This is a genomic window from Granulicella mallensis, assembly GCF_014203225.1.
Taxonomy (GTDB): domain Bacteria; phylum Acidobacteriota; class Terriglobia; order Terriglobales; family Acidobacteriaceae; genus Granulicella; species Granulicella mallensis_A.
In genome coordinates this window covers 194,250-218,268 of the sequence record NZ_JACHIO010000007.1, presented here as the reverse complement: position 1 = coordinate 218,268, position 24,019 = coordinate 194,250, and the positions used below count along the sequence as shown (strand labels likewise).

Sequence of the window (24,019 nt, the reverse complement as noted above, 5' to 3'; positions counted from 1 at the left end):
GCTTTACTTGCTGCCCGCATAGTAGCCTTCACGCGTCTGCACGGTGAGCTTGCTCTTATTCTGCTGGCTAGCCATCTCCAGATCGATCTCGTGATACCCGTCTGAGGTTGCTGCCGTCTCTGGCGTAAAACCCAGCCGGTATTGCGAATGCAGCTCTTCGGCGATCTCCGCGTAGATGGCGTCTACGGTCTCTCTCTTCGACACCTCAAAGACGCGTCCACCGGTCTCACCGCACAGGCGCTCGAGGATCTTCTTGCCATCGACGGCGTGCGGCTCAGGCCCTCGGCTTCGTCCACCGCCACCATTGCCAGTACCGCCGCCAGGCCAGCCCCCGCCTCCCCCTGGGTAGCCACCCCCACCGGGATAGCCTCCACCGCCGGGAAAACCACCACCATGATGGCCTCCAGGATTCCCTGGGCCGTTATCGCGATGCGGCTCCTCGCCCTTGAAGTAGATCGCGTAAATGATCGTATCGGCGCGCTGAGCTGCCTCGATCGCCTCGGCAATCGACTCCTTGCTGTTGCGGTCGACGCCATCGGTAAGCAGAATGAGCGCGCGGCGCCCCTTCTGCCTGGAGGTTACCTCGTCCGCTGAAAGAAAGACTGCGTCGTAGAGAGTCGTTCCACCATGGGCGTGGCCGCTATCGTCACTGGTTGAAGAGGATGTTGACGGTGCTGTCGTATCAAGCTCTTTCAGCGCCTGCTTCAACCTGGACCGAGAGTCGGTGGGGTCCTGCAACAACTCCACTTCACGCGCAAACTGCACGATGAAAGCCTTGTCCGACTCGCGATTCGCGCTCGCGGGCGCAAGCATCTTGTCGAGGAAGGTGCCGCTCGCCGAGCGCTCGCTGTCGATCACCGTACGCTGGCTCTGGCTGGTATCGACCAGCAGTCCAAGCGTCAGGGGAACATCCGTGTCATGGTCGAAGTAGCGGATCGTCTGCGCCTTTCCGTCGACCTTCAGGGCAAAATCGTCTTTGCCGAGGCTCTGGACGAGCGCTCCATGCTTATCGCGAACCACCGTAGGAACAACCACGAGGCGGGCCTCGATTGACAAACTGGCGACCGGGGCAGAAGGCGTCGATTCTTGTCCGAACGCGCCTACGCACCCCGCCAGCAAGGCCATTCCGGTGAAAAGTCGCAGGGATTGCATGTACGTTTAGACGATCACGCTGCAAGCGGGTTTCAAAATAGGCCGATTCTGCCCGGATGACGAATGCACATGCGAATCTCCGCTAGCATCTTAGAAAGAGATTAAAAACAGGACAAGAGGTGGCGATGCGAAAGTTATTTGGTACCGATGGAATTCGTGCAGTAGCTGGAGAGCCGCCGCTGGATCGGCGCACGGTGCGCGCTGTGGGCGTGGCCCTGGCGACGAAGCTGAAGGATGAGGCTGCGGGTAAGCCGGTACACGTCGTCATGGGCATGGACACGAGAGAGAGCTGCCCGTGGATTGCGGCGACGATCGCCGCCGGATTGCGCGAGGGTGGCGCCGAAGTCGAGTCCGCCGGGGTAATCACGACCCCCGCCATCGCATTCCTCGCCCGGAAGCACGGGTTCAGCGCAGGCGTAGTGATCTCCGCCTCGCATAATCCCTGGCAGGATAACGGCATCAAGATCTTTGGCGGCGACGGCTACAAGCTACCCGATGCAGTAGAGCTGGACATCGAGGCCGAGATCGAGCGCGTGCTGGCAAGCAGCGCGACCGCTGCGCCTGCGAAAGAAGAACTCCCTGAGGTCAATGAGAGCTATCGCGCCGAGTACATCCGCTTCCTGCTCGAGGCGGTACCGGACATCTCTCTGGATAATCGCTCCGTCGTGATCGACTGCGCGAACGGCGCAGCCAGCTCGGTCGCTCCACAGTTGTTCGAGTCGCTCAAGGGAACGGTCGAAGTTACACACGCCTCTCCTGACGGCCGCAACATCAATGCGAACTGTGGTGCGCTGCATCCTGAAGTCGTCGCAGCCGAGGTGAAAACCCGCGGCGCGTCGATGGGGTTCACCTTTGACGGCGATGCCGACCGCGCGCTCTTTGCAGACGAGCACGGCAACGTCGTAAACGGCGATGCTGTGATGCTGCTCTGCGCCCGCGATCTGCAGGAGCGCGGCCTGCTTGCGGACAACCTCGTCGTTGCGACGACGATGTCGAACATGGGCCTGGAGGCTGCATTCAAACGCTCGGGAATTCGCATGCTGCGTGCTCCGGTTGGCGACAAATATGTCCTTGAGGAGATGCAAAACTCCGGTGCTTCCTTGGGCGGCGAGCAGTCCGGCCACATCCTGTTTCCAGCCAAGGCCACGACAGGCGATGGCTTGCTCACAGCACTGCTGGTACTCGATGTGGTGCATCGCTCGGGTAAGACACTCGGCGAGTTGATCGCCGATCTCAAGAACTATCCGCAGGTCATCCTGAACGTAAAGGTGCGCGAGAAGAAGCCGCTCGATTCCCTGACCTCGGTTGTTGTGGTGATTCAAGCCGCGGAAGAAGAGCTGAAGGACTCAGGACGCGTAGTCATCCGCTACTCCGGCACCGAAGCCCTGGCACGCGTGATGATCGAGGCCGAGAGCGAAGAGGCTATGCGCCGCCACGCCGAGGCGATTGCCGGAGCGATACGAGCAGAGCTGGGGATTTAGGCCCAGCTCAGGCGAAGATGACGGTCTTGTTCGCGTAAGACAGGATGCGGTGATCCAGGTGCCACTGCACAGCGCGGGAGAGCACCATACGCTCGAGGTCGCGGCCCTTCTGGATGAGGCTGGGAAGCTGATCGTTCTGCGAGACACGGGCGACATCCTGTTCGATGATGGGGCCCTCGTCGAGTTCCGCGGTGACGTAGTGGCTGGTCGCACCAATGAGCTTGACGCCACGGGCAAAGGCCGCATGGTACGGTTTTGCTCCTGTAAACGCGGGTAGAAACGAATGATGCACGTTGATAATGCGGCGCGGATAGGCATCCACGAACTCGGGCGACAGGATCTGCATGTAACGCGCGAGGACGACGAGGTCGATCTTGTGCTCATCCAGCAAGGCAAGTTGTTGAGCCTCTACCTGCGCCTTGTTCGCCTGCTGAACAGGCAGGTAGTGAAACGGAACATGATGGAACTCCGCCAGGGCTCGTGCACTCTCATGGTTGCTGACAATGAGCGCGAGGTTGCAACGGAACTCGCCGGTCTGGTGGCGGTGCAGCAGGTCGGCGAGGCAATGCAGATACTGCGAGACGAAGAGGCAGACGTTCTGCGGCGCATCAGCTAACTCGATACGCCAGTTCATCTGGAACTGCCGTGCGAGAGGTTGGAAGGCCGTGCGGAAGCTGAGTTCCTCGAAGCCTGCAGCCTCGGTGGCGAACTCAACGCGCATGAAGAAGAGGCCCAGCTCGGCGTCCTGATGCTGATCGGCGTTGAGGATGTTGACGTCGTACTGCTGGACAAGAAAATTGATGATAGCCGCGACAAGACCCTTGCGATCAGGGCAGTCGATGAGGAGCGTAGCGGTCTTGGTCATGGAGTTTAAGGGCTCGCCTAAAGGCTACTAGATGTCATGACCGATACCAAAAGAGGTGCGGCTTTGGCAGTAAGTTCATGTGTGGCCCTATGACGCGCGTTCGGAGGAATTTTGAGAGGAAAGATCTTTGAAGTGCAGCTCGCCCGATTACCGAACGTGACGCCTCGTTCGTACTCTCGCTATTCAAGAGAATTGCTTGAAGCCAGAACTTATCCCGAAATCAGGCGTCAGGTGCGCGATCTAGAGCTAATCCCCTGATGTTCGAAGATTATCCTTCCAACTTGTCAGCCAAATCGCGCAGCCCCCAGGCAAATCGTTCGTCGGAGAGTGGATGAACCGCCTCGTGCTCGGGATGATTCATGACATCCTCATATTTCTGAAATAAGATTGCAAAGCCAACGCTTCGAACCTGTCTTTGGTAGCAAACCTAGAGACATCCTCTCTGTTGTAGCTACAGAAGGTTTGTACGATCACGAACATGTCAATTACACGACACACCAAAGCAGCTTCGCGCATACGCAGCAGCCACGTATGAATAGATCTGAACACGTAATGCAGGCTGAATATCGTGTATGTCACATGATTCCAATCCACGGCTTTGATTAGCAAATTCAATCTTCATCAGGAGAACCAATCGTGTCTTTCCAAACTCCAATCACCATTCGAACGATCATCGGCAAGATTGCAGATGGGAAATACGCATTACCCTCTATCCAACGTGAATTTGAATGGAAAACAGTTCAAATCGAAAAGCTGTTTGATTCCGTCATGAGGGGATACCCAATCAACTCATTTCTTTTCTGGGAGGTTCCGCCATCAGACAGCAGCAAATTTCAGTTCTATCGTTTTCTCACTCATTATCATGAAAAGACAGCGAGACATAATCCTCCGTTTACTACGAGTGGCGACCATACCTTCACTGCAGTATTGGATGGCCAACAACGTCTCACCTCACTTGTAATTGGACTTACAGGATCCTATGCAGCCAAGCTCCCGAATAAGCGACGCTCGAACCCAAATGCGTATCCCAAGGAAGTGTTGCATCTGGATCTACTAAATCAAGTCGCCGTGAATCAAGATGAGGAGATGGAGTATGCCTTTTATTTCATGAAGCCCGAGGAGGCGGTGAAGAACTCCGACGAATATTGGATATCGGTTCCGGAACTTTTCGAAGCCGTACCCACTCTTTTTCAGGCAATGGAAGTGATGCAACGTCCTGAGATCCATGGAGCTTCCACTGAAAGACGAGCACATGCACAGAAATCGCTCGCCTGCTTTGTTCAAACATTCAGCAGCGATGCTGTCATCAACTACTTTCTAGAGAAACAGCCCAGCCTTCACCGTGTCCTCGACATCTTTGTTAGGACGAACAGTGGAGGCACCCGATTAAGCTATTCCGATCTTCTTCTATCAATGGCTACTGCGTCTTGGGCCGGACAAGATGCGCGTCAGGAAATTTTAACGCTTGTGGATGATTTGAATTCAATAAATGAAGACCTTAGCATCGACAAGGACTTCGTTATGAAGTCGTGCCTAGTATTGGGAGATGTGGACGATGTGAAGTTCAAAGTTGACAACTTTACCGCTGCAAACTTGAGCAAGATCGAAACAGAGTGGCCACATATAAAAACAGCACTTCATCTAACCATTTCGCTGGTAAATCTTTATGGATTTACAAATCGATCTCTTCTATCAAATAACGCGCTCATTCCGATTGCATACTACTTGAAAAAACGAGGTGCAACACCTAGCTATTTAACGTCGGCTTCGGACCGTGCTGATCGATCAGAGATTTTACGGTGGCTATCTGAGGCACTCCTTAAAAGGCTTTTCGGAAGCATGGGCGACACTATACTCGCAACTATGCGACAAGAAATCACCAAATCAGATGAGCCACTGTTTCCCAAAGCGGCAATCGATCAGAGGATGGGTGAACTAAACCGATCGATGTTATTTTCGGATGCCGATATTGAGGCGCTATTGGATTACGGCTACAGCGATCGGGAAGCTTTCCTCATTTTAAGCCTCATAACTCCCGATAGCGTCGCCGGAATGCCGGTACACGTAGATCACATCTTCCCTCGCTCTCTGCTGACGACACAAAAGCTCAAGAGAGAAGAACTGCCGGAGGATATTGCGCGGCAAATCTCGGATGAAAGAGATTCGCTGGCAAATTTAGCTTTACTCGACAGCGTTATGAATCAAGAAAAGTCTGGTAAAGCATTTGAAGACTGGTTAAACCTTTTTTTCGGAGCTCCTGACAATCGGAAAAGGTTTTTAGAATCTCGTTTCATTCCAGATAAAGAACACTACACAGCAGGCGAGATCCTTTCGGTTTGGGAAGCACGAGAGAGCCTTTTACTCTCGGCCCTAAAAGTACGACTTCAAGCGCCCAAGATGTCACCCCTAGTAATCACCTAATGCTCTACATATCATTTAGTGTCGCGCCTACTATCACTGAGTTCAACATCGGCGGCAATAGGCATGGAAAGCTCTGCCGCCGACTCCATTTCGGTCTTCACCAATTTTGCATCGCATCGGCTTCCTCGACAACAACATCAACAGTTGCTGAATGAAGAAAATTCAAAGTGCTGAAAGCGTGATTTATAGGCGGCAACATCTATAGGTCAGCCCTTCAGGCCTCTGGATCCTATTAGCTCCGCAACCCAGAGCGTTGCCCTAGGCTGGGATATACCGCCCCTTCGGGGCTTGAGTCGGCTCGGGGCAGGGACCTGCGTTCTGTGCGATTCACGATCTTGCACACGTTGTATGAGCTACTTGATATCCCGCCAGTTATCTCCAAGACCTACCTCCGCAACGATGGGCACACTGAACTCAGCCGCCGATTCCATCTCGGTCTTTACCAGCTCCTGCATCTCGTCGGCTTCTTCGGGGACAACGTCGAAAAGCAGTTCGTCGTGCACCTGTAGCGTCATCAGCGAACGCAGATTGCGCATACGAATGGCGGCGTCGATGCGGAGCATGGCGATCTTGATGAGGTCAGCGGCGGTGCCCTGGAGTGGCGTGTTGACTGCCGTGCGCTCCGCGAAACCGCGCTGGTTGGGGTTGCGGGATTGGATGTCGGGGATAGGACGGACACGGCCGAAGGCGGTCTTTACCGCCTGGTCGCGGCGGACGGTTTCGAGTGTCTGCTCGATGAACGTCGCGACTCCCTTGTAGCGATCGAAGTAGCGTTCGATATAAGCCTTGGCGACCTTCTGGTCGATGCCTAACTGAGCGGCCAGACCGAACGGCGAGATGCCATAGACGATGCCGAAGTTCACCGCCTTGGCGCGGGCGCGAGTCTCCTTGTCCATCGTTGCGGCGTCGACCTCGAAGACCTCCGCGGCGGTGAGCGTATGGATGTCCTTGCCGGTGCGGTAGGCGTCGAGCAGCAGAGGGTCCTGGGAGAAGTGCGCCATCAGGCGCAGTTCGATCTGCGAGTAGTCCGCGGACATCAGCAGATTGCCCGGCGCGGCGATGAATGCCGCGCGGATCTCACGGCCCACGGCGGTGCGGATGGGGATGTTCTGCAGGTTGGGGTTGATCGACGAGAGACGGCCCGTCGCCGTGCCTACCTGGTTGAACGTCGTGTGGATGCGGCCGTTCGCGTCCGTCAACGACGGAAGCTGATCGAGGTAGGTGGACTTCAGCTTCTGCAACTGGCGATATTCGAGGACGATCGCCGGAACCTCATGGTGCTGCGCGAGGTCTTCGAGGATGTCCTGAGCCGTCGAGATCACCTTGCCCTTGCCATGCTTGGTGGGCTTGGGCAGGTCCATCTTGTTGAAGAGCACATCGCCAAGCTGCTTGGGAGAGTTGATGTTGAAGCGATGGCCTGAGCTGGCATAGATGCGCTCGGCCAGGTCGTCGATGGTGACCGCGAGGCGTGAACTCATCTCGCGCAGGAGGTTGCTGTCGACGCGAACTCCCGTCTGCTCCATCTGCAGCAGGACGGAGACAAGAGGGAGGTCGAGCTGTTCGTAGACCTCGGACAGGGTGGAATGCTCGTTCAGGGGAGAGGTTTCAGGGTTCAGGGCCCTGCGCCCAGAAGACGCGCTCGCTGGGCCCTGAGCCCTGGGCCCTGCGCCCTGCGCCTTGTCCGCGAAGAGCATCTCCGTGGTGATCGCGCCACCCAGCGCGGGATCGTCCTTCGGAATCACGTGCGTTGTGGGAACTTCGGCGAGTTGTTCGCCCAACGTAACGGCCAGGCGCGCGATGGCCGCGGCGGCTTCCGGCAGGCGCTTGGGATCGTTGGGATTGTCTTTCGTCGGCTGGTGCGTCAGTGCCCTGCTGGTCGTGCGTGCGGCCAGGTCGATGAGTGTATGTGAGCTGTGCGTCGGGTTGAGGAGATAGCTCTGCAGCATCACGTCGGTGATCGGCCCGGCAAGTGTGATGTCGTGCGGCTGAAGCGCGCGGAGCACCGCTTTGAGGTCGTGGACCTGCTTGGGTAACGCAGGGTCGGCGAGGGCTTCGCGTATACCGGGGGTGTCGAGCGAGACCTCGATGGCATGTCCAGCGGTGACGGCAAGACCGAGACGGCAGGCGGGGTCCTGGGAGGGTTCAGGGTTTAAGCCCCCGGGTTCAGAAGACGAGTCCTCTGAGCCCTGAGCCCTGGGCCCTGAACCCTCATCTGCTCCGAAGAGCGACATCGTCTGCGGTGGTTCGGGTTCGGATTCTTCAACCTCGGCGTTGGCGCTGGCATCGGCGGCGACCTCTTCTGCGATGGCTTGTGTCGTTTCGGCCAGGGCGATGGCGAGGCCGCGAGGTAGCTGGTTTGTAATCGAGCTGTGAGCTTCGAGGTCGCGAGCTACGAGAGAAGGTTCGCGGGCTTCGGCGAGAAGTTTTGCGAGGTCGTCCGTGGTGGCCTTGATGTTGTAGGTGACGGGGGTGGCGTCGACGTCGGGAGCGAGCTCTTTGAGCATCGTCGTGAACTCGAGCTCGGTGAAGAGCGCGCGGCAGGCTGCGTTATCGACCGGCTGCGTTCGCATGTGATCGAGCGAGAACTCGATGGGCACCGCCGTGTGAATGGTAACCAGCTCTTTCGAGAGCAGGATGTTGTCGCGGTTGTTCTGCAGGGACTCGCGGTAGGTCTTCTTCTTGACCTCAGCGGCGCGGTCAAGCGCACCTTCCACGGTGCCGAACTGCTGGATGAGCTCGACCGAGCCCTTGTCGCCAATGCCCGGCGCTCCGGGGATGTTGTCGATGGCGTCGCCGCGCAGCGCCATCACGTCGACTACGTGCGCGGGCGGAACTCCCAGCACGTTTTCGACCCCAGCCGGATCGAGGATGAGGTTGTCCTTCATCGGGTTGAGGATCGAGACGTTCTCGTTGACAAGCTGCATCATGTCCTTGTCTGACGAGACGACATAGACGTGATGGCCAAGCGCGGAGAGCTGGCAGCTCAGCGTGCCGATGACGTCGTCAGCCTCGAAGCCCTCGTAGAAGAGAATCGGGATGCGAAAAGCCTCAAGCGCGCGGCGGATGTAGGGTTGCTGCTGAATGAGGTCGGGCGGGGTCTCGGCGCGGTTGGCCTTGTAGCCGCCGTATTCGATGGTCTCGAACTCCTGCGTCTTGATGTTGAACTTCTGGACGTCCTTCATCTGCTTGGCCTGCTCGTTGCGCAGCAGAGGGGCGCCGACATCGTAGACCGCGGCCAGGTACTGCGGCTGGAAGTCCTTACGCAGCTTGTTGATCATGTTGACGAAGACATACGTTGCCGCCGTGGGGATGCCGGTGCGCGTGGACATCGGGCGCGAGCGCTGCATCGCGTGATACGCACGGAAGATGAAGGCCATCGAATCGAGGAGGTAGATAGGCGGTTTGTCGGTCTTGTTCGGCATGGCGATTTCTTCTTTTGTCTGCATCACAGTCTCTTTATTGGATGCTACGTGATGAGCATGCAGTCGCCGTAGGAAAAGAAGCGATAGCGCGCCTCCACGGCGTGCGCGTAGGCAGCAAGCGCCTGTTCGCGACCGGCGAAGGCAGAGACCAGCATCAACAGCGTCGATTGCGGAAGGTGGAAGTTGGTCAACAGGCCGCCAACCAGTTTGAACTCCACCCCGGGAGAGAGAAAGAGGGCGGTGCTTCCCGAATGCGCGGCAATTTCGTTGCCATTGGTTTCACGGGCGATGTGCTCCAGGGTGCGCGTGGTGGTCGTGCCTACGGCGACGATGCGGCGGTCCTCGCGCCTGGCTCTCTGGATGGCTTCGGCGGTCGCGGCGGAGAGCGTATAGTGCTCGGCGTGGAGGCGGATGTCCTCTGTGCGTTCGACGCGGACGGGCTGGAACGTTCCGAGCCCGACGTGCAGTGTGAGGGTGGCGAGCTCTACGCCCCGCTCCCGGAGCTGCGAGAGCACCTCCGGTGTGAAGTGCAGGCCAGCCGTCGGCGCGGCGGCGGAGCCCTCGGCCTCGGTGCTGGTCAACTGCTGCGAGTAGACCGTCTGGTAGTGCTCGCGGTCTTCTGAAGTGTTGGGCTCCTGCTTGGAGCGATGAATGTAGGGCGGCAGCGGCAGGTGACCGATGCGCTCCAGCGCGGCGTGAAAGTCCTCGGCTGGATCGAAGCGCAGAGTACGCTCGCCGAACTCTCCGGCGGAGAGTACGGTGGCGCGCAGCAGCGGTGCGGTGGAGTCGTCCGGAGCGAAGAGAAGGGTCTCACCGGGTTGGATTTTCTTCGCAGGACGAACCAGCGCCGACCAGTCGTTATGGCCTTCAGCGGGGGCAAGGCGTTGCGTCAGCAGAACTTCGATGTGGCCGCTTGGCGCGGGGGAGTTGTGCTGGGTCGTGAGGCCGGCGCGGGTGGCAAAGAGGCGCGCGGGGATGACGCGCGAGTCGTTCATCACCAGCAGATCGCCCGGCTGGAGCAGCAACGGCAACTCGGCAAAGGTATGGTCGGCGAAATCACCGGTACGGCGATCCAGCGTCATCATGCGGCTCGTGCCGCGCACCGCAGGAGGCCGCTGCGCGATGAGTTCTTCGGGCAGGTCGTAGTGGAAGTCTGAGACAAGCATGGGGCTACTGCGATTGTAGGCGCGAGGTCATCGCGACCGCTTCGTCCAGGGACTGCTGCACGGGTGCGAGCTCCGGCGCGGTGTGCACGGGCCACGAAAAGGTCACGGTAGTGAAGGGTTTGGGGATCATGAAGCGGTCCCAGGAGCGCAGCTCCCAGGCGCGATCGGGCTGTCCGTGAAACGCACCGATCCAGTTCGCCCCGGTGAGCTCCGCGAGATGCACAGGCCCCGGCTTGGCGATGCGTGCAGGTCCCTTCGGGCCATCGGCGGTGAAGGCACAGATGAGGCCGTCGGTGTAGGCCTGCTGCATTCCGCGTAATGCCTGTGGGCCTCCGCGGGTGCTGGAGCCGCGGACAGCAACGAAGCCGAGCCGCTCGACGATACGCGCGATGAGCTCGCCGTCGAAGGAGCGCGAAATCAGGATCGCGATTCCCTTGTTGCGGAAGCGGTGCGCGCTGACCAGCAGCGCGCAATGCCAAAAGGCGAAGATCGTGGGGCCGGGGACGTCAATGCCGACAGGCGTGGCGGGAGCGTTGACGTCGCGATAGCGCAACGTCGCTCCCAGCAAGCGGATCAACGTTACCGCCAGCGGAGGCACAATCGCCAGTAGCAGACGTTGCTTTGGAGTGAAGACAGCCACGCAGATGAGTTTACTTGGAGGTGGTGGAGGAATGAATTCTTGGTTGCATTCGCATGCGGCGTGATCATCTCTCTAGCTTCGAAAGAATATGGAGGTCCCAAGCAGCGCGAAGCGCGTTCCCTGACGCTTCAGCGTCAGGGAGACGGAGGGAGCCGTAGCCTTTAGGCTACGGAATTAGAGGTTTAGCAGAGATGTGGCCTTTAGGCCCGGGCCTTCTTTCGGCTGCGAATAAAAGGCCCGGGGCTAAAGCCCAATTCTTGCCTGGCCTTTTATTCCGTAGCCTAAAAGCTACGGCTCCCTCCGCTCCGCGACGCTAAAGCGTCACGGTTTGCGCTTCGCGCCGTTGATGACAGGCGCGAAATGTATTGCTAGCTGTATTTCAGCCAGCGCAGGATTTCAGGCAGATTGGGCTTCTTGCCATACATGAGGATGCCGACGCGGTAGATGCGCGAGGAGACCCACAAAATGGCGAAGATCGTAGCCGACATCAGCACCACGGAGAGCCAGATCTCCCATGCCGGTACCTGTGTAAGCGAGATACGGAAGTTCATCAGCAGCGGGCTGCAGAAAGGAATGAGGGAGACCACACGGGCCAGGGTCGAGTTCGGCGCGCGGATGATCGAAAAGAGCATGACCATGCAGAATGCGAGCGGAAGAACCAGGAACATGTTGAGCTGTTGCAGCTCTTGTTCCGAGTTCGTCATGGCGCCGAGCGCGGCGGCAATACTGGAGTAGAGCAGGAACCCGAAGACGAAGTACAGCACAAAGAAGCCGATCTGTGTTGCGCTGATCAGTCCATGTCCCGTTGTCCCGATCAGGCTGGCCGCAAGACTGCTGCTGGAGAGCGCCCCCGCAGCAATCATCCAGATGCCTATTTGCGTGAGACCCACGGCACCTACACCCAGGATCTTTCCAGCGAGCAGTTCTTCAGGTTTGATCGTCGCCAGCAGAACCTCGAAGACGCGGCTGGTCTTCTCTTCGATGATCGACCGCGCGGTGTTCATGCCATACAGCATGATGACCATGTACATGAGGAAGAACAGCGTGTAGGCGGCGAAGAATGCCGTCGTCGTATTACCGCTGGCACTGGTATCGACCTTGACCGGGGCGACGAGCGCATCGATGTCGGAGCCGGCCATGCCCTTCGATTCAAGGTGCTCCCGCATCAGCACAGAGCCGAGGGCCGATTCGATCGCTCCCTGCGTGGCGATATCACCGGCAGAACGTGCTGTATAGGTGAAAGAAGGACGGTCTCCGGCGATCACCGGCGGCGTCACCCAGAGATAACCGGCAAGCGAAGAGGATTTGTCGTGCAGTTGGGCGTCAAGGACCGCGCGAGTCTCGTTGGAAGGCTGACTCAGGTCGACCTTCATGTCGCTGTCTTTGCCACCTTCAAGCTGATGCTTGAGGTCGGTACCGAGAGCGGAGTCGCTGGTGACGACAGCGATGTGCGACGAGGTCTTGGACTTCGACCCCATGTAGGCGCTGCCAAAGACCAGAGCCCCCATCAGCAACGGAATGAGCACCGTCGCAATGATGAATCCCTTGGTACGTACGCGCTCCAGGTACTCGCGCTTCGCGATCAGCCAAGTGTTATGCATCGACTCTGCCTCCTGCCTCTGCATCGCCGAAGCTTGCGCGGACGTTTTCGATAAAGATCTCTTCCAGCGTAGGCTCTATGACTTCAAAGCGATTGATGTGGGTGCCACGGGCGACGGCCTCGGCGAGAACCTGCTGGGCAACGGCTTCGTCCTGCACCTTGATCTCGGCGATGCCGGAGTAGTTCTTGGCCTCGACGATGCCGGGATGGCGAAGGAACGAATCGTCACCGGTGAAGACGATCTGCACGCGATTGCGCGGATAGTGGGATTTGATCTCGCGCATGCTGCCGGAGAGCAGCAGCTTGCCCCGTGAGATGAGCGCGATGGCGTCGCAGAGCTTTTCGACCTGGTCCATGCGGTGCGTCGAGAAGAGGATGGCCTTGCCCTCGCTGCGCAGGGCGACGAGGGTATCCATGAGCAGCGTCGCATTGACGGGATCGAGGCCGCTGAAGGGCTCGTCCATGATGACGAGGTCGGGCTCGTGCAGCAGCGCGGCGATGAACTGAATCTTCTGCTGCATACCCTTCGAGAGCTCTTCGGTCTTCTTCCCGATGGCCTCGGTGATCTCCATGCGCTCGCACCAGGCAAGTGAGCGCTTGCGGGCCGTGGCTTCGTCCAGACCATGAAGCTGGCCCAGGAAGACGAGCTGATCGATCACCTTCATCTTCTTGTAGAGGCCGCGCTCTTCGGGCAGGTAGCCGACGCGATGCAGCAGCGTGCGCGCAAAGGGCTTGTCGAAGAGGCGCACTGTGCCGGAGTCGGGCACGGTCATGCCGATCATCATGCGGATGGAGCTGGTCTTGCCCGAGCCGTTCGGCCCCAGCAGACCGAACATGGTGCCGGGTTCGATAGTCAGGGTCAGGCCTTCGACCGCGACTTTGGTGTCGTAGACCTTGCGGATGTTCTGGAGTTCAACGATAGGCATGCGGATGTGGCTAGTTTAGCGCAGGGATGGTGGGTAGCGCTCGAAGTACAGATAGGGCGCGGAGAAAACAAGAGGCGCGCCACATGGGCGCGCCTCTTGTTCTTGCAGATGGTTGTGTTTAGTTCTCGGCAGAGGGATCAGGCTGCTCGCCGGGACCACGCTCTTCGAGCTGCTTCTGCAGCTCTTCCTGCCGCTTGGCGCGAGCTTCGGAGCGCTTGGCTGCCTTCTCGCTTAGTTCCTGCTCGGCGCCGAGGAGCTCGATGAAAGCCATCTCGGAGGCATCACCCTTGCGGACGCCGGTGCGCACGATGCGGCTGTAGCCGCCGGGACGCGTGCTGTAGCGCGGGGCAACGATCTTGAAGAGACGGTCGACCGACTCAGGAGTCATCAGGTAAGCGAGCGCCTGACGGCGGGAGTGAACGCTGCCGTTCTTGCCGAGGGTGATCATCTTCTCGACGATGGGGCGGGTCGCCTTGGCCTTCGTAATGGTGGTGTGAACACGATCGTTCAGGATGATGGAGGTAACGAGATTGCGCAGAAGAGCGCGACGATGACTGGTGTTGCGGCCGAGTTTAAAGCCGCCATTACGATGACGCATTTTGATCTCCTTCGACCCGGACTTCTGCCCGGCTCGGAACTGCATACGAGGGATTAGGGATTAGGGACTAGGGATTAGGAAAAGCCCAAACTTCGCTCGTCAGAGGCCACGAAGAATTGACGCTATCATTTTGCCCACTTCGTTCGACAACCCCTCAGCGTTGTCGAGTGCCTGTGGACTTCCAAATCCCAACTCCCGTGCAATTACAAGTTGCGTTTGCACCTCTGAATTGGAGCCACGCGCCATGCCGAGAAACTGCTTATACTCGCCACGAGACATCCGCGCATAACCTTCTGCGATATTGCTTGCTACTGAAACTCCGGCTCGCCGGAGTTGACTGGAAAGGCCGTAAATCTCTTCTTTTGGAAAGCCACTCGTCAATTTGTAAACAGCGACGCTCATCTGAATAGAACGTTGCCACACGATGAGATCACGATATGATTCGCCCATTTTCGTACTGCTCCACTGAAAATGAAGGGACGGGAACAGGTTTTCTAATCCCTGTTCCCTAAGCCCTAATCCCTGCCTTTAGAAGTTTTCGGGCTCGTCGATATCGAGATCGTCGTCGTCCTCATCGTCGTAGCCGGCATAGCTGGCTGCGAGCGTTGCGGCCGGGAGAACCGAGGTCGGTCCCGGGACCGGGTTGCCCTGTTCGTCGATCTTCATGCCGAGCGAGAGGCCCATCTGAGCAAGGATTTCCTTGATCTCGTTCAGGCTCTTGCGGCCGAAGTTCTTGGTCTTGAGCATCTCGGCTTCGGTCTTCTGGATCAACTCACCGATGGTCGCGATGTTGGCGTTCTTCAGGCAGTTGTAGCTGCGCACCGAAAGCTCGAGCTCTTCTACCGAGCGGTTCAGGTTCTCGTTGCGAAGCAGCGGGCCGTCGTGATCGCCGGAAGCACCGGCCTCCATCTCCTCCTCGAAGTTGATGAAGATCGTCATGTGATCCTTGAGCAGCTTGGCCGAGAGGCCGAGAGCGTCTGCCGGGAGGATCGTTCCGTTGGTCCAGATCTCGAGCGTGAGCTTGTCATAGTCGGTAATCTGACCGAGACGAGCAGCCTCGACGAGGTAGTTGACCTTACGTACAGGCGAGTGAACGGAATCGACCGGAATGAAGCCGATGCCGAGGTCGCTGTCGAAGTTCTTGTCAGCCGAAACATAGCCACGGCCGCGCTTGAGGCGCATCTCCATGTCGATGCGGCCACCTTCGCTGATGGTGCAGATGTAGACGCTGGGATCGAGGATCTCGACGTCGGAGTCGGCCTCGATGGAACCCGAGGTGACGACACCCGCGGCATCGGCGCGGAGGTACAGGGTCTTGGGGCCATCGCCATTGAGCTTGAACGGGATCTGCTTCAGGTTCAGGATGATGTCGGTCGCATCTTCAACGACGCCGGCGATGGATTGGAACTCGTGCAGCACGCCTTCGATCTTGACGGCGGTAACAGCAGCACCTTCGATCGAGGACAGCAGGGTACGGCGCAGGGCGTTGCCGATGGTCGTACCGAAACCGCGCTCAAAGGGCTGAGCGGAAAATTTGCCAAAGGTGGGGGTCAGGGTCTCCGGATCGACAGCGAGACGCTTGGGCTTCTGAAAACCTCTCCAAAGCATGGGTGTTCCTTTCTTCGTTGCACCGCGAAGCATTTTGCGGGGCTAACGGTAGTGCGGTTGGTGTTGCAGACGTCCGGGTGATTCCCCACCCATCGCGCAAAGAACAGGCGATGAGTGGAGCACCCAGATTTGTGGATTACTTCGAGTAAAGTTCGACGATGAGCTGCTCGTTGACCGGCAGGTTGACGTCCTCGCGCTTCGGCAGGGCGATGATCTTGCCCGACAGATTCTCGCGGTTGGCATCGATCCAGCCCACGCGGTTCTGGCCGGAGAGGAAGTCCTGCGATGCTTCGAGCAGAACAAGCTTCTTGGAACCCTCGCGGATTGCGATCTCGTCGCCGACCTTGCACTGGAAGCTCGGGATGTTGACCTTGCGGCCGTTTACCTGCACGTGGCCGTGACGAACGACCTGGCGTGCCTGGCGGCGCGAAAGCGCGAAGCCGAGGCGGTAGCAGACGTTGTCGAGACGGGTCTCGAGCTGCTGGAGCAGGAGTTCGCCGGTGACGCCGGGGCGGTTCGCAGCCTTCTCGTAGTAGGCGCGGAACTGGGTCTCGAGCGTGAAGTAGATGCGCTTGGCCTTCTGCTTCTCACGGAGCTGCAGACCGTAGCCAACGACCTTCTTCTGCTTCTTGGACTGGCCGTGCTGGCCTGGGGGGAAGTTACGCTTCTCGACGGGGCATTTGTCGGTGAAGCACTTCGGGCCTTTGAGGAAGAGCTTGGTGCCGTCGCGGCGGCAAAGGCGGCAGACGGGTCCTGTATAACGTGCCATTTCTGTATCTCCTAAGTTGGGTGCTTCTGGTGTCGATCGCTTTACACGCTGGCAGCGCTTCGTCGCGATCCGGGATTGCAAGGGCTGAGGGCTTAGGGCCCAGGGTTCAGAAAACGTGTCTTCTGAACCCTGGGCCCTGGAACCTGAACCCAGTTCTTACACGCGGCGGCGCTTCGGAGGACGGCAGCCGTTGTGAGGCATCGGCGTGACGTCGCGGATCGAGCGAACCTCGATACCGGCGGCTGCGAGAGCGCGGATCGCGGACTCACGGCCGGAGCCGGGGCCTGCAACGCGCACATCGACCGAACGCAGACCGTGGTCGCGGGCCGCGTTGGCGGCGCCGACCGCTGCCTGCTGCGCGGCAAACGGGGTTCCCTTACGGGAGCCGCGGAAGCCGAGCGAGCCGGAGCTCTTCCAGCTCAGCGTGTTGCCGGTCTGGTCGGTGATGGTGACGATGGTGTTGTTGAAGCTCGCCTGGATGAATACCAGACCAAATGGAACGTTCTTCCGCTCGCGCTTCTTGAACTTCTTATTTTTGCCGACTTTTGCAGAGCCGGGCGCCTTGTTCTGTGACTTTGCCATGGCTTACTTAGTCGCTTTCTTCTTACCGGCAACGGTGCCCTTACGGGGGCCCTTGCGGGTACGAGCGTTGGTGTGGGTGCGCTGACCGCGAACCGGGAGGCTGCGGCGGTGACGGAGACCACGGTAGGACTGGATTTCGATCAGGCGCTTGATGTTGAGCGAGATTTCCTTGCGGAGATCGCCCTCAATGCCGCCTTCCTTCTCGATAACCTGACGGATGGCGTTGAGCTGGTCCTCGTCGAGGGTGCCCATCTTGGCGAGCGGATCAATACCCGCTGCCGTCAGAATGCGGAGGGCGCGGGGGTCACCGATGCCGTAGATATAGGTGAGGGCGATACGAGCCTGCTTGTTTCCTGGCAGGTCGACGCCGGCAATACGTGCCATGAGATTGCCTTTCGGTTGGGCTTCCAGACTGGCTGGGGAGCGGGGTTAGGGGTCATGCGGCTGACCTGATTGCTGTCTCCTCCGGGTTCATCGCAAGCCTTGACTTCGGCTAACTCGCCCGGTGGGGCCGCTAAAAACAGAGTGTAGAGAGTAGAGGATAGACAGTAGAGACTGCCTATTGCCACTCTTTTAGCCCTGGCGCTGCTTGTGCTTGGCGTTCTCGCAGATAACGCGAACGACGCCACGGCGGTGGATCACCTTGCACTTGTCGCAGATCTTCTTTACTGAAGCACGGACCTTCATTTGAATCCTCAGTTCTCAGTTAACAGTTGCCAGCTCTCAGAGAACGGACAACCTGCTGTTACTTGTAGCGGTAAACGATGCGGCCGCGGTTCAGATCGTAGGGACTGAGCTCGATGGCTACGCGATCGCCGGGGAGGATGCGGATGAAGTTCTTGCGCATACGGCCTGAGACGTGCGCAAGCACCTGGTGCTTGTTTTCGAGCTCGACCTTGAATAGCGCGTTTGGCAGGGTCTCGACGACCACCGCCATTACTTCAATTGCATCTTCCTTCGACAAACGCTCTCCTTCGATTGGGCCGTGAAGGCCCGATCTCATTGTGACCGCGAATCATTGCTTCGCGGCTTCCTATGCCTGTTTCGTGGGCTTCTGGTGCCTCCATCCAACCCCAATGGACAGACAGAGACGGCGGAAGGGACACGCACCATGTTTGAGTCTACCCGAAAACGGGGATTTGTGGAAGGAAGATCAGAGAAGGATTGAGTTTATCTTAGCGAAGATTCTGAAGATTCTTATCTTTCTGCTAGGCTGCAAGCCATGCAGACACCTCTCCGCCTGGCTTCCGTGCCGCTGCTTGCCCTTTTGTGCGTCCCGGTAGCGTCCGCCGCCCCCAAGATCCATACCGTGACACTAGGCGCCTCCCGGCGCGTGCCCTATACCCCTCCCGAGGCAAACCCGGACAACAAGAGCGAAGAGGCGACCACGTTGCGGGTCCGGCCCCTGCTGGTCGACACCACCCAGAAGGAGTGGACCGTCGGAGAGATCCACGACGTCACCGACCGGTCGTTCGTCGTGCGGAGGGCCCTGCGAATCAACGATTCCCTGCCCGGCGAAGCCCCGCGATGGACCTGGCAGCCCGGTCCGTGGCTCATGGTCGACCGCGTCACCGGCCACATTACCGCACTGCATCTGCCCGCGTTCGATCCGGCTGTTTCGGAGGCTGTATGGTTTCGCGACTATGCGGCCTACTGCGGCATCGCAACCACGGTCAGAAATGGGGGCCTGGTGGCCGTTGTCGCCGAACTTGGAGCACGCAAGGCTGTAGTTCAGAAGGTGATCGGGCCGTGGCCGCAAGCCAATGCACCCTACCCCGTGTGCACTGCCGCAAAGTGGCAGCGCACACCGATGCGAGCGACACTCCAGCTCACCGGCGGACAGGCGCTGACCTTTGATGTCGTCGGACTGAGTTCACTGGTAGAAGAAGGCGAAGCCGAGGAATAGAGAAAAAACCGGCGCGCTCACACATCGCTCCCCGCGATAAATTCGAAGCGACTAAGATGCGTTGACCCCGGCAAAGGTCGCTTGCGCCTTTCGCTATACGCCCAGCACGAGAAGAGATTGTGGGGGGTTACTGTAAAGGCGCGTTTTAATGAAGATTTGGGCGGAACTCCACAGGTCAGACGGGTTGACAAAGTAGTATCGTGGACGAAGCACGGGCAAAAGCTGTGGTGCGCAGAAGCGTAGCGCGCTCGGCCTGCGAAAGATCCCCTCCGGAACGAGGAAAGGAAGCAATACATTATGTGGAAACCGAACCAGACCGGCAGCTCAACCCCTTCAACCCCGGAGCCGGTACGTCCGGCGACGCCTACCGGCGGCGCAACGTTTGAAGCTGCACGTCCAGCATCCTCCGCAGCAGGCGCAATCCCTGCCGGCGAACAGGCAACGATCGGCAAGAGCCTTGTCATCAAGGGCGAGCTCTCAGGCTCCGAATCGCTTTATATCGACGGTAAGGTCGAAGGCACCATTACCCTCCCCGGCAACCGCGTTACGGTAGGCCGCAACGGACAGGTCGCGGCGAACATCTCCGCACGCGAGATCGTTGTACTCGGCAAGGTGCGCGGCAACTGCCAGGCCTCTGACCGTGTGGACATCCGCAGCGAAGGCTCGCTGACCGGCGACGTCATCGCCGCTCGCATCTCCATCGAAGATGGTGCCTTCTTCAAGGGCGGCATCGACATCCGCAAGCCGGGTTCCGAGGTCAAGGGCGGAGCAGCAGGTGCTCCCACCCAGGCAACGCTCGAGCCGGCTGGAACAGAAGCTTAACGATCCTGTTGTGCGCAAAGCCCCGGCGACGGCCGGGGCTTTGTCGTGTTTGCTCGCAATCGCAAGCGAAGATCGGCTGTCGCCTCGCGATGGCACGGCAGGCAGAGCGTGCGGAGGTTGTCGAGGTCGCACTGGCCTCCTCCTTCAGCGACAGGCCGAATATGGTCCGCATCCCACAGGGATCGACGAGTCTGAACAGTCTTGAGGCCCCAGACGGCAAGCGCCTCCACCCGCGCCTTGCCGCGACTGCGTTTGAGCGCAGCATACGCGGCAACAGTATCGGTACCGCAAGCCGTGCAGACACCGCAATCGCGAGCAAAGACCTGATCGCGCAGATAACCGGGGTCCGAGCGCAGCCTCCACTGATGCACGCAGTACTCCGAGCAGAAGGTACGGCGGCGGCGCGCGAGAATCTCCATCTGGCACCAGCGGCAGAGTGCCAGACCGTTCGGCCCCAGCGACAACGCAGCGCGTTGCGCTCGGCCGGCTTCGGAGAGGATTCGCGAGGGCAGCGTGGACATCGGTGAGGTTAAGAATACGACGTGGTCAGGCAACACAAAGGCCCTCGCAGTAGCGAGGGCCTTTGTGGAGACGACTGCAAGATTAGTTGATCGTCACCGTGAAGGGAGTAGATACCGTCGAGGCGGTTGTCCCACCGTTTCCTGTCACCGTGACGGTGTATGTACCAGCGCTGCTCTTCGAGGTAGATGATGTGGAAGACGATCCACCACCGCTACCGCCACCACAGCCGGAGAGCGATGCAATGCCCGCAAGCATCACCACGAATACAGCCAGGGAGCTGAGAGCTTTGCGACGGCGCAAGGAGGGGAAGAACAGCAGCATCGCGAGGAAGGCACCGCCACCAAGACCCCAGCGCTGCGCAAAATTTGCAGGGTCAATCTTCGCACTTGCCTGAGCAGTTGTCGACGTAATGGAGATTATCGAGGTGCCCGTACCACCTGCCGTAAGGGTGACACTCGCCGGAGCAGCGGAACACATTGGCTGGAAGGCTGCGGAGCTCGTTGAAATCGAGCAGGTGATCGCAACAGGACCAACAAAACCGTTGGTTGAAGTTAGCGTAAGAGTGTCAGAGTTACCCGTCGTGGCACCAGAAGTAAAGCTAAGCGAAGGTGCCGATGCACTGAACGTAAAGGTCGGGGCGGCGGGGGCTGTCACTGTAACTTTGATCGACGCAGTAACTGTGATCGCTCCATTGGAACCGGTAACCGTCACATTAAGAGCGCCGCTCGTGCCAGCCGTCGTATTGACGGTAAGTACGCTGGTCCCAGTTCCACCCAACGAGAGCGGAACCGAGGTGGGTGCCACGGCACAGGCGCCTGCCGCCGTCCCGCTGGTATTGGATACCGCGCAGGTCAAGGCTACGGCACCGGCGAAGCCATTCGTCGAGGCGAGCGTAAAAGTGTCAGTATTACCAGCCGTAGCACCGGCAGTGAGGCTAAGCGAGGGTGTCGCTGCACTGAGCGTGAAGCTCGGGACAGGAGGTGTTGTCACTGTCACCGTAATCGGCGACGAGGTAACGGTGATTGATCCACTGACGCCGGTAACTGTCACATTGAGAGTGCCACTAGTGCCAGTCGTCGTATTGATGGTGACCATGCTGGTCCCAGTTCCACCCGACGCGAGCGTAACGGAAGCGGGCGCTATGGCGCAGGTCCCCGCCGCTGTGCCGCTGGCAGTGGATACCGCACAGGTCAGGGCCACGGTACCTGAGAATCCGCTCAGTGACATAAGCGTTAAGGTGGAGGTATTGCCTGTCGTAGCTCCAGCAAGAAGAGTCAAGCTCAAAGGAGAAGGCGTAAGAGAGAACGAGGCGGGAGCTGGAGCGCCTCCCACTGCTGCTGCCGCCGTCAGAAAGTTGGCGACGTTGAGCGAGCCGAGACCGGTAGCCTCGTCGTAACCAGTACCGACTTCGAAGCCGGCCAGGCCACCCGTCAGCGTCGTGGGCCCCGGGGTACTGTTATTGCACATCGATGGCGTCGCCGTGGTGCAGCCCGTTACCCCCGAAGTGGCCACCGTTACGTCATTGAAAGCGCTTGGAGTAGCCGCCGCAATGGAATAGAGAAGCGGGTTGATATTGCCCTGGGCAACACCCAGTTTCGTATTCAGCAAAGCTGCAATGCCCGCCATAGAAGGAGCTGCAGCCGAAGTACCACTGAAGACGATGAATGGGATACCTGAGGATGACGAGACGCAACTTCCCTGACCGGCAGCGAAACAACCAAAATAGCCATCGTGATCGGCGGCCGAGAAAGCGACATCCGGCACATAACGGAACGAGCCGGATGGAACTCCTGTACCGACTTGCCAGCTAGGCTTGGCGATATAGACGCTTTCGCCGCCTCCACCTGCAGCGACCTCGTAGCCGGTCATGACGCCACTGCTGTTGGTAGCATCGGGCTCATTCCAGGCTCCCTCCGGGATGTAGGAAATCGCCGATTCATTGCCGGAATTGGAGTTCGTCGAAGACCAATATTTAGAGATGTCGGCAGCGTCGTTAAATTCGGTTCCACCGACGCAAGTCACATAGCCGCTGGCGCAAAGGGCGTTGATCCCCAGACTCTGCGGCGGGACCGCCGCGACGAAAGGCGTCTCGCAGCCTGCAGCGCCAGCATCACCAGCCGAGATAAACGTCGAGATGCCCAGGCCGGCAGCCGTCTGGAATTGGGTGTTCAACAGGTTCGTCTCTGCCTGGCCATTCGACGCCTCGCAGCTACCGAACGAGATCGTCATGACAGGATCGTGAAGCGTGTTGATGTTGTAAGCCATGGCAATATCGACGCCATCCTCGCTCTGGGTGCTTTTGCTGATAACGAGATCTACCTGCGCCCCGGGGGCGGTGCCGATGACACGCTGGACGTCCAGAGTGGCTTCCGACGCATCATCCGTGTTTGACGATCCTGGATCAGTACCCGCCAGCACGACGTTAGGCTGAACATTTCCCAGCCCTGCCAGGGTTTCGTAGTTGGAAATATCGGCAGCCGCGACGCGCGACCGGCCGATGACGGCGATGTGCTGTGGCGTGGAACCAATGGTCGCACCTGTATCGCCACCGCTGTAGACGCTTGCAATTCCATAGATGGTGGCAAAGTCATTGGGCAAAATATAATTCACGTTGTTCCCAACGTTTACCTGCGGCCGTGACGCAGTGGTGGCTGGCGACTGCCCTAATGACATCTTCGACTGCGGCGCATAATGCGCCTGCGTCAAACCATGCACCGATTGAATCACTGAGCTGAACGCCACCGGAATCGATGGTTCCGAGATGGCTGAGAATCTCGTCTCGGTCCCTAGGTTGAAGTAAGCGAAGCTGGTGTGGAAGACACTTGCAACAGCCGCAGTACTGCCCGTCAATTCCACGATGACGCGATTGGGCTGAACGGACACGAGCTTGAGCCCCTGTCCTGTTGCCCAGGAAGTGATTGCGTCCAGATCCGCCTGGGTAGGCCCATAGAGCGTGCCGATCTGCTGCGGCGTCAGCCACTGGTGATAATGCGGAGAGGCAGGATTCTGCTGGTCGGCGAGCAACTGCTCAAAGGCAGTCTCAACAGCAGGGTCCCGGCGCAGCACCAGGGAGATATTCATTGGGGCGCTGAGATCTACGGGAGTGGCTGTCTGCCGATTGGCTGTCGCCCAGGCCGGAATATGACCGGTGAGCTTTGTCTGCTGCGAGAGGTTGGCCTGCGCCGACACCCGGTTGGCCTGCGACATGGGTTGAAGCGCGGCTGCTGCGGAGTTTGCCGCTGTCTGGGCTTCCAGAGGGGCCTCCAAGGGGAGGCACAGCAAAGCGGCTAACAGCACAAACGCGGAAAACACCGGAGCGAGACTACGAAGATAAGGGCGCACAGTATCCTCTGGGAAGCCAGCACTGCAGAAAGCCAGCGACCGATTGAACTTTGGTCAAAGCATACGTTATCCACAACACGCGCGGAAACGGATTAATTGCTGAAACGGAGCAGATTTCATCGCGGTTAAATTTCTGCACCGATCACGTCACGCGTCATGGCTAGCAACAAGGACTGTAACCTCTGACGTGAAAAAGT

At 58.8% G+C, this 24,019-nt stretch carries 21 protein-coding genes; 4 read left to right on the top strand and 17 right to left on the bottom strand.

Features of this window, described 5'->3' with window-relative positions; translation table 11 throughout:
* Nucleotides 1-3: 3 nt before the first annotated feature.
* Entirely contained in the window at nucleotides 4-1,152 is a 1,149-nt protein-coding gene (locus HDF15_RS10145; RefSeq protein ID WP_184255168.1) for a VWA domain-containing protein, read from the bottom strand.
* Nucleotides 1,153-1,277: 125 nt separating this feature from the next.
* Here HDF15_RS10145 and glmM point away from each other — a divergent pair, with 125 nt between their 5' ends.
* Nucleotides 1,278-2,633: a phosphoglucosamine mutase gene (gene glmM / locus HDF15_RS10140; RefSeq protein WP_184255167.1), complete on the top strand. Its 1,356-nt coding sequence runs from the start codon at nucleotides 1,278-1,280 to the stop codon at nucleotides 2,631-2,633.
* Between the two features lie 7 nt (nucleotides 2,634-2,640).
* On the opposite strand, the gene purU is transcribed toward glmM, so the two are convergent.
* Nucleotides 2,641-3,498 (bottom strand): formyltetrahydrofolate deformylase, encoded by an 858-nt coding sequence (gene purU, locus HDF15_RS10135; protein WP_184255165.1) that lies wholly within the window; start codon nucleotides 3,496-3,498, stop codon nucleotides 2,641-2,643.
* A 636-nt stretch (nucleotides 3,499-4,134) separates the two neighbouring features.
* Between purU and HDF15_RS26225 the strand changes: the two genes are divergently transcribed.
* On the top strand, nucleotides 4,135-5,919 hold the full coding sequence (locus HDF15_RS26225) for a DUF262 domain-containing protein (protein WP_184255163.1): 1,785 nt from the start codon (nucleotides 4,135-4,137) through the stop codon (nucleotides 5,917-5,919).
* 353 nt (nucleotides 5,920-6,272) lie between these two features.
* Here the strand turns inward: HDF15_RS26225 and polA are convergent, their stop codons facing one another.
* The 13 genes from polA to infA form a co-directional block, all read right to left on the bottom strand.
* Nucleotides 6,273-9,365: a DNA polymerase I gene (gene polA / locus HDF15_RS10125; RefSeq protein WP_260330986.1), complete on the bottom strand. Its 3,093-nt coding sequence runs from the start codon at nucleotides 9,363-9,365 to the stop codon at nucleotides 6,273-6,275.
* A 20-nt stretch (nucleotides 9,366-9,385) separates the two neighbouring features.
* A complete protein-coding gene (queA, locus tag HDF15_RS10120; protein WP_184255161.1) occupies nucleotides 9,386-10,507 on the bottom strand; it encodes a tRNA preQ1(34) S-adenosylmethionine ribosyltransferase-isomerase QueA in 1,122 nt (373 codons plus the stop codon).
* A gap of 4 nt (nucleotides 10,508-10,511) precedes the next feature.
* Nucleotides 10,512-11,147, bottom strand: coding sequence for a lysophospholipid acyltransferase family protein (locus HDF15_RS10115; protein ID WP_184255159.1), 636 nt, complete (start codon nucleotides 11,145-11,147; stop codon nucleotides 10,512-10,514).
* A gap of 368 nt (nucleotides 11,148-11,515) precedes the next feature.
* Nucleotides 11,516-12,748, bottom strand: a complete 1,233-nt coding sequence (locus HDF15_RS10110) for an ABC transporter permease (protein WP_184255157.1) — start codon at nucleotides 12,746-12,748, stop codon at nucleotides 11,516-11,518.
* Nucleotides 12,741-13,673 carry an ABC transporter ATP-binding protein gene (locus tag HDF15_RS10105; protein WP_184255155.1) on the bottom strand — a complete coding sequence of 311 codons (933 nt, stop codon included), beginning with the start codon at nucleotides 13,671-13,673 and terminating at the stop codon, nucleotides 12,741-12,743. The genes HDF15_RS10110 and HDF15_RS10105 overlap by 8 nt, the downstream gene beginning before the upstream one ends.
* Before the next feature lie 118 nt (nucleotides 13,674-13,791).
* Entirely contained in the window at nucleotides 13,792-14,271 is a 480-nt protein-coding gene (gene rplQ, locus HDF15_RS10100) for a 50S ribosomal protein L17 (protein WP_184255153.1), read from the bottom strand.
* A gap of 99 nt (nucleotides 14,272-14,370) precedes the next feature.
* Complete coding sequence (locus HDF15_RS10095; protein ID WP_184255151.1) at nucleotides 14,371-14,721, bottom strand: four helix bundle protein; 351 nt, start codon at nucleotides 14,719-14,721, stop codon at nucleotides 14,371-14,373.
* A gap of 78 nt (nucleotides 14,722-14,799) precedes the next feature.
* Nucleotides 14,800-15,879 carry a DNA-directed RNA polymerase subunit alpha gene (locus HDF15_RS10090; RefSeq protein ID WP_184255149.1) on the bottom strand — a complete coding sequence of 360 codons (1,080 nt, stop codon included), beginning with the start codon at nucleotides 15,877-15,879 and terminating at the stop codon, nucleotides 14,800-14,802.
* A 136-nt stretch (nucleotides 15,880-16,015) separates the two neighbouring features.
* Nucleotides 16,016-16,648 carry a 30S ribosomal protein S4 gene (rpsD, locus tag HDF15_RS10085; protein ID WP_184255147.1) on the bottom strand — a complete coding sequence of 211 codons (633 nt, stop codon included), beginning with the start codon at nucleotides 16,646-16,648 and terminating at the stop codon, nucleotides 16,016-16,018.
* Between the two features lie 156 nt (nucleotides 16,649-16,804).
* A complete protein-coding gene (gene rpsK / locus HDF15_RS10080) occupies nucleotides 16,805-17,230 on the bottom strand; it encodes a 30S ribosomal protein S11 (RefSeq protein ID WP_184255146.1) in 426 nt (141 codons plus the stop codon).
* A gap of 3 nt (nucleotides 17,231-17,233) precedes the next feature.
* A complete protein-coding gene (gene rpsM / locus HDF15_RS10075; RefSeq protein WP_014264251.1) occupies nucleotides 17,234-17,614 on the bottom strand; it encodes a 30S ribosomal protein S13 in 381 nt (126 codons plus the stop codon).
* 189 nt (nucleotides 17,615-17,803) lie between these two features.
* The gene (gene rpmJ, locus HDF15_RS10070) at nucleotides 17,804-17,917 is read right to left on the bottom strand and encodes a 50S ribosomal protein L36 (protein ID WP_013581269.1); all 114 of its coding nucleotides are present in this window, start codon (nucleotides 17,915-17,917) and stop codon (nucleotides 17,804-17,806) included.
* Between the two features lie 58 nt (nucleotides 17,918-17,975).
* Nucleotides 17,976-18,194 carry a translation initiation factor IF-1 gene (infA, locus tag HDF15_RS10065; protein ID WP_014264250.1) on the bottom strand — a complete coding sequence of 73 codons (219 nt, stop codon included), beginning with the start codon at nucleotides 18,192-18,194 and terminating at the stop codon, nucleotides 17,976-17,978.
* A 258-nt stretch (nucleotides 18,195-18,452) separates the two neighbouring features.
* Here infA and HDF15_RS10060 point away from each other — a divergent pair, with 258 nt between their 5' ends.
* Both HDF15_RS10060 and HDF15_RS10055 read left to right on the top strand, forming a co-directional pair.
* Nucleotides 18,453-19,136, top strand: coding sequence for a hypothetical protein (locus tag HDF15_RS10060; RefSeq protein WP_184255144.1), 684 nt, complete (start codon nucleotides 18,453-18,455; stop codon nucleotides 19,134-19,136).
* 297 nt (nucleotides 19,137-19,433) lie between these two features.
* Entirely contained in the window at nucleotides 19,434-19,958 is a 525-nt protein-coding gene (locus HDF15_RS10055; RefSeq protein ID WP_184255142.1) for a polymer-forming cytoskeletal protein, read from the top strand.
* Here HDF15_RS10055 and HDF15_RS10050 read toward each other — a convergent pair.
* Entirely contained in the window at nucleotides 19,955-20,512 is a 558-nt protein-coding gene (locus HDF15_RS10050) for an HNH endonuclease signature motif containing protein (protein ID WP_260330985.1), read from the bottom strand. The genes HDF15_RS10055 and HDF15_RS10050 overlap by 4 nt on opposite strands.
* 49 nt (nucleotides 20,513-20,561) lie before the next feature.
* Nucleotides 20,562-23,822: a S53 family peptidase gene (locus tag HDF15_RS10045; RefSeq protein WP_184255140.1), complete on the bottom strand. Its 3,261-nt coding sequence runs from the start codon at nucleotides 23,820-23,822 to the stop codon at nucleotides 20,562-20,564.
* Nucleotides 23,823-24,019: the final 197 nt, after the last annotated feature.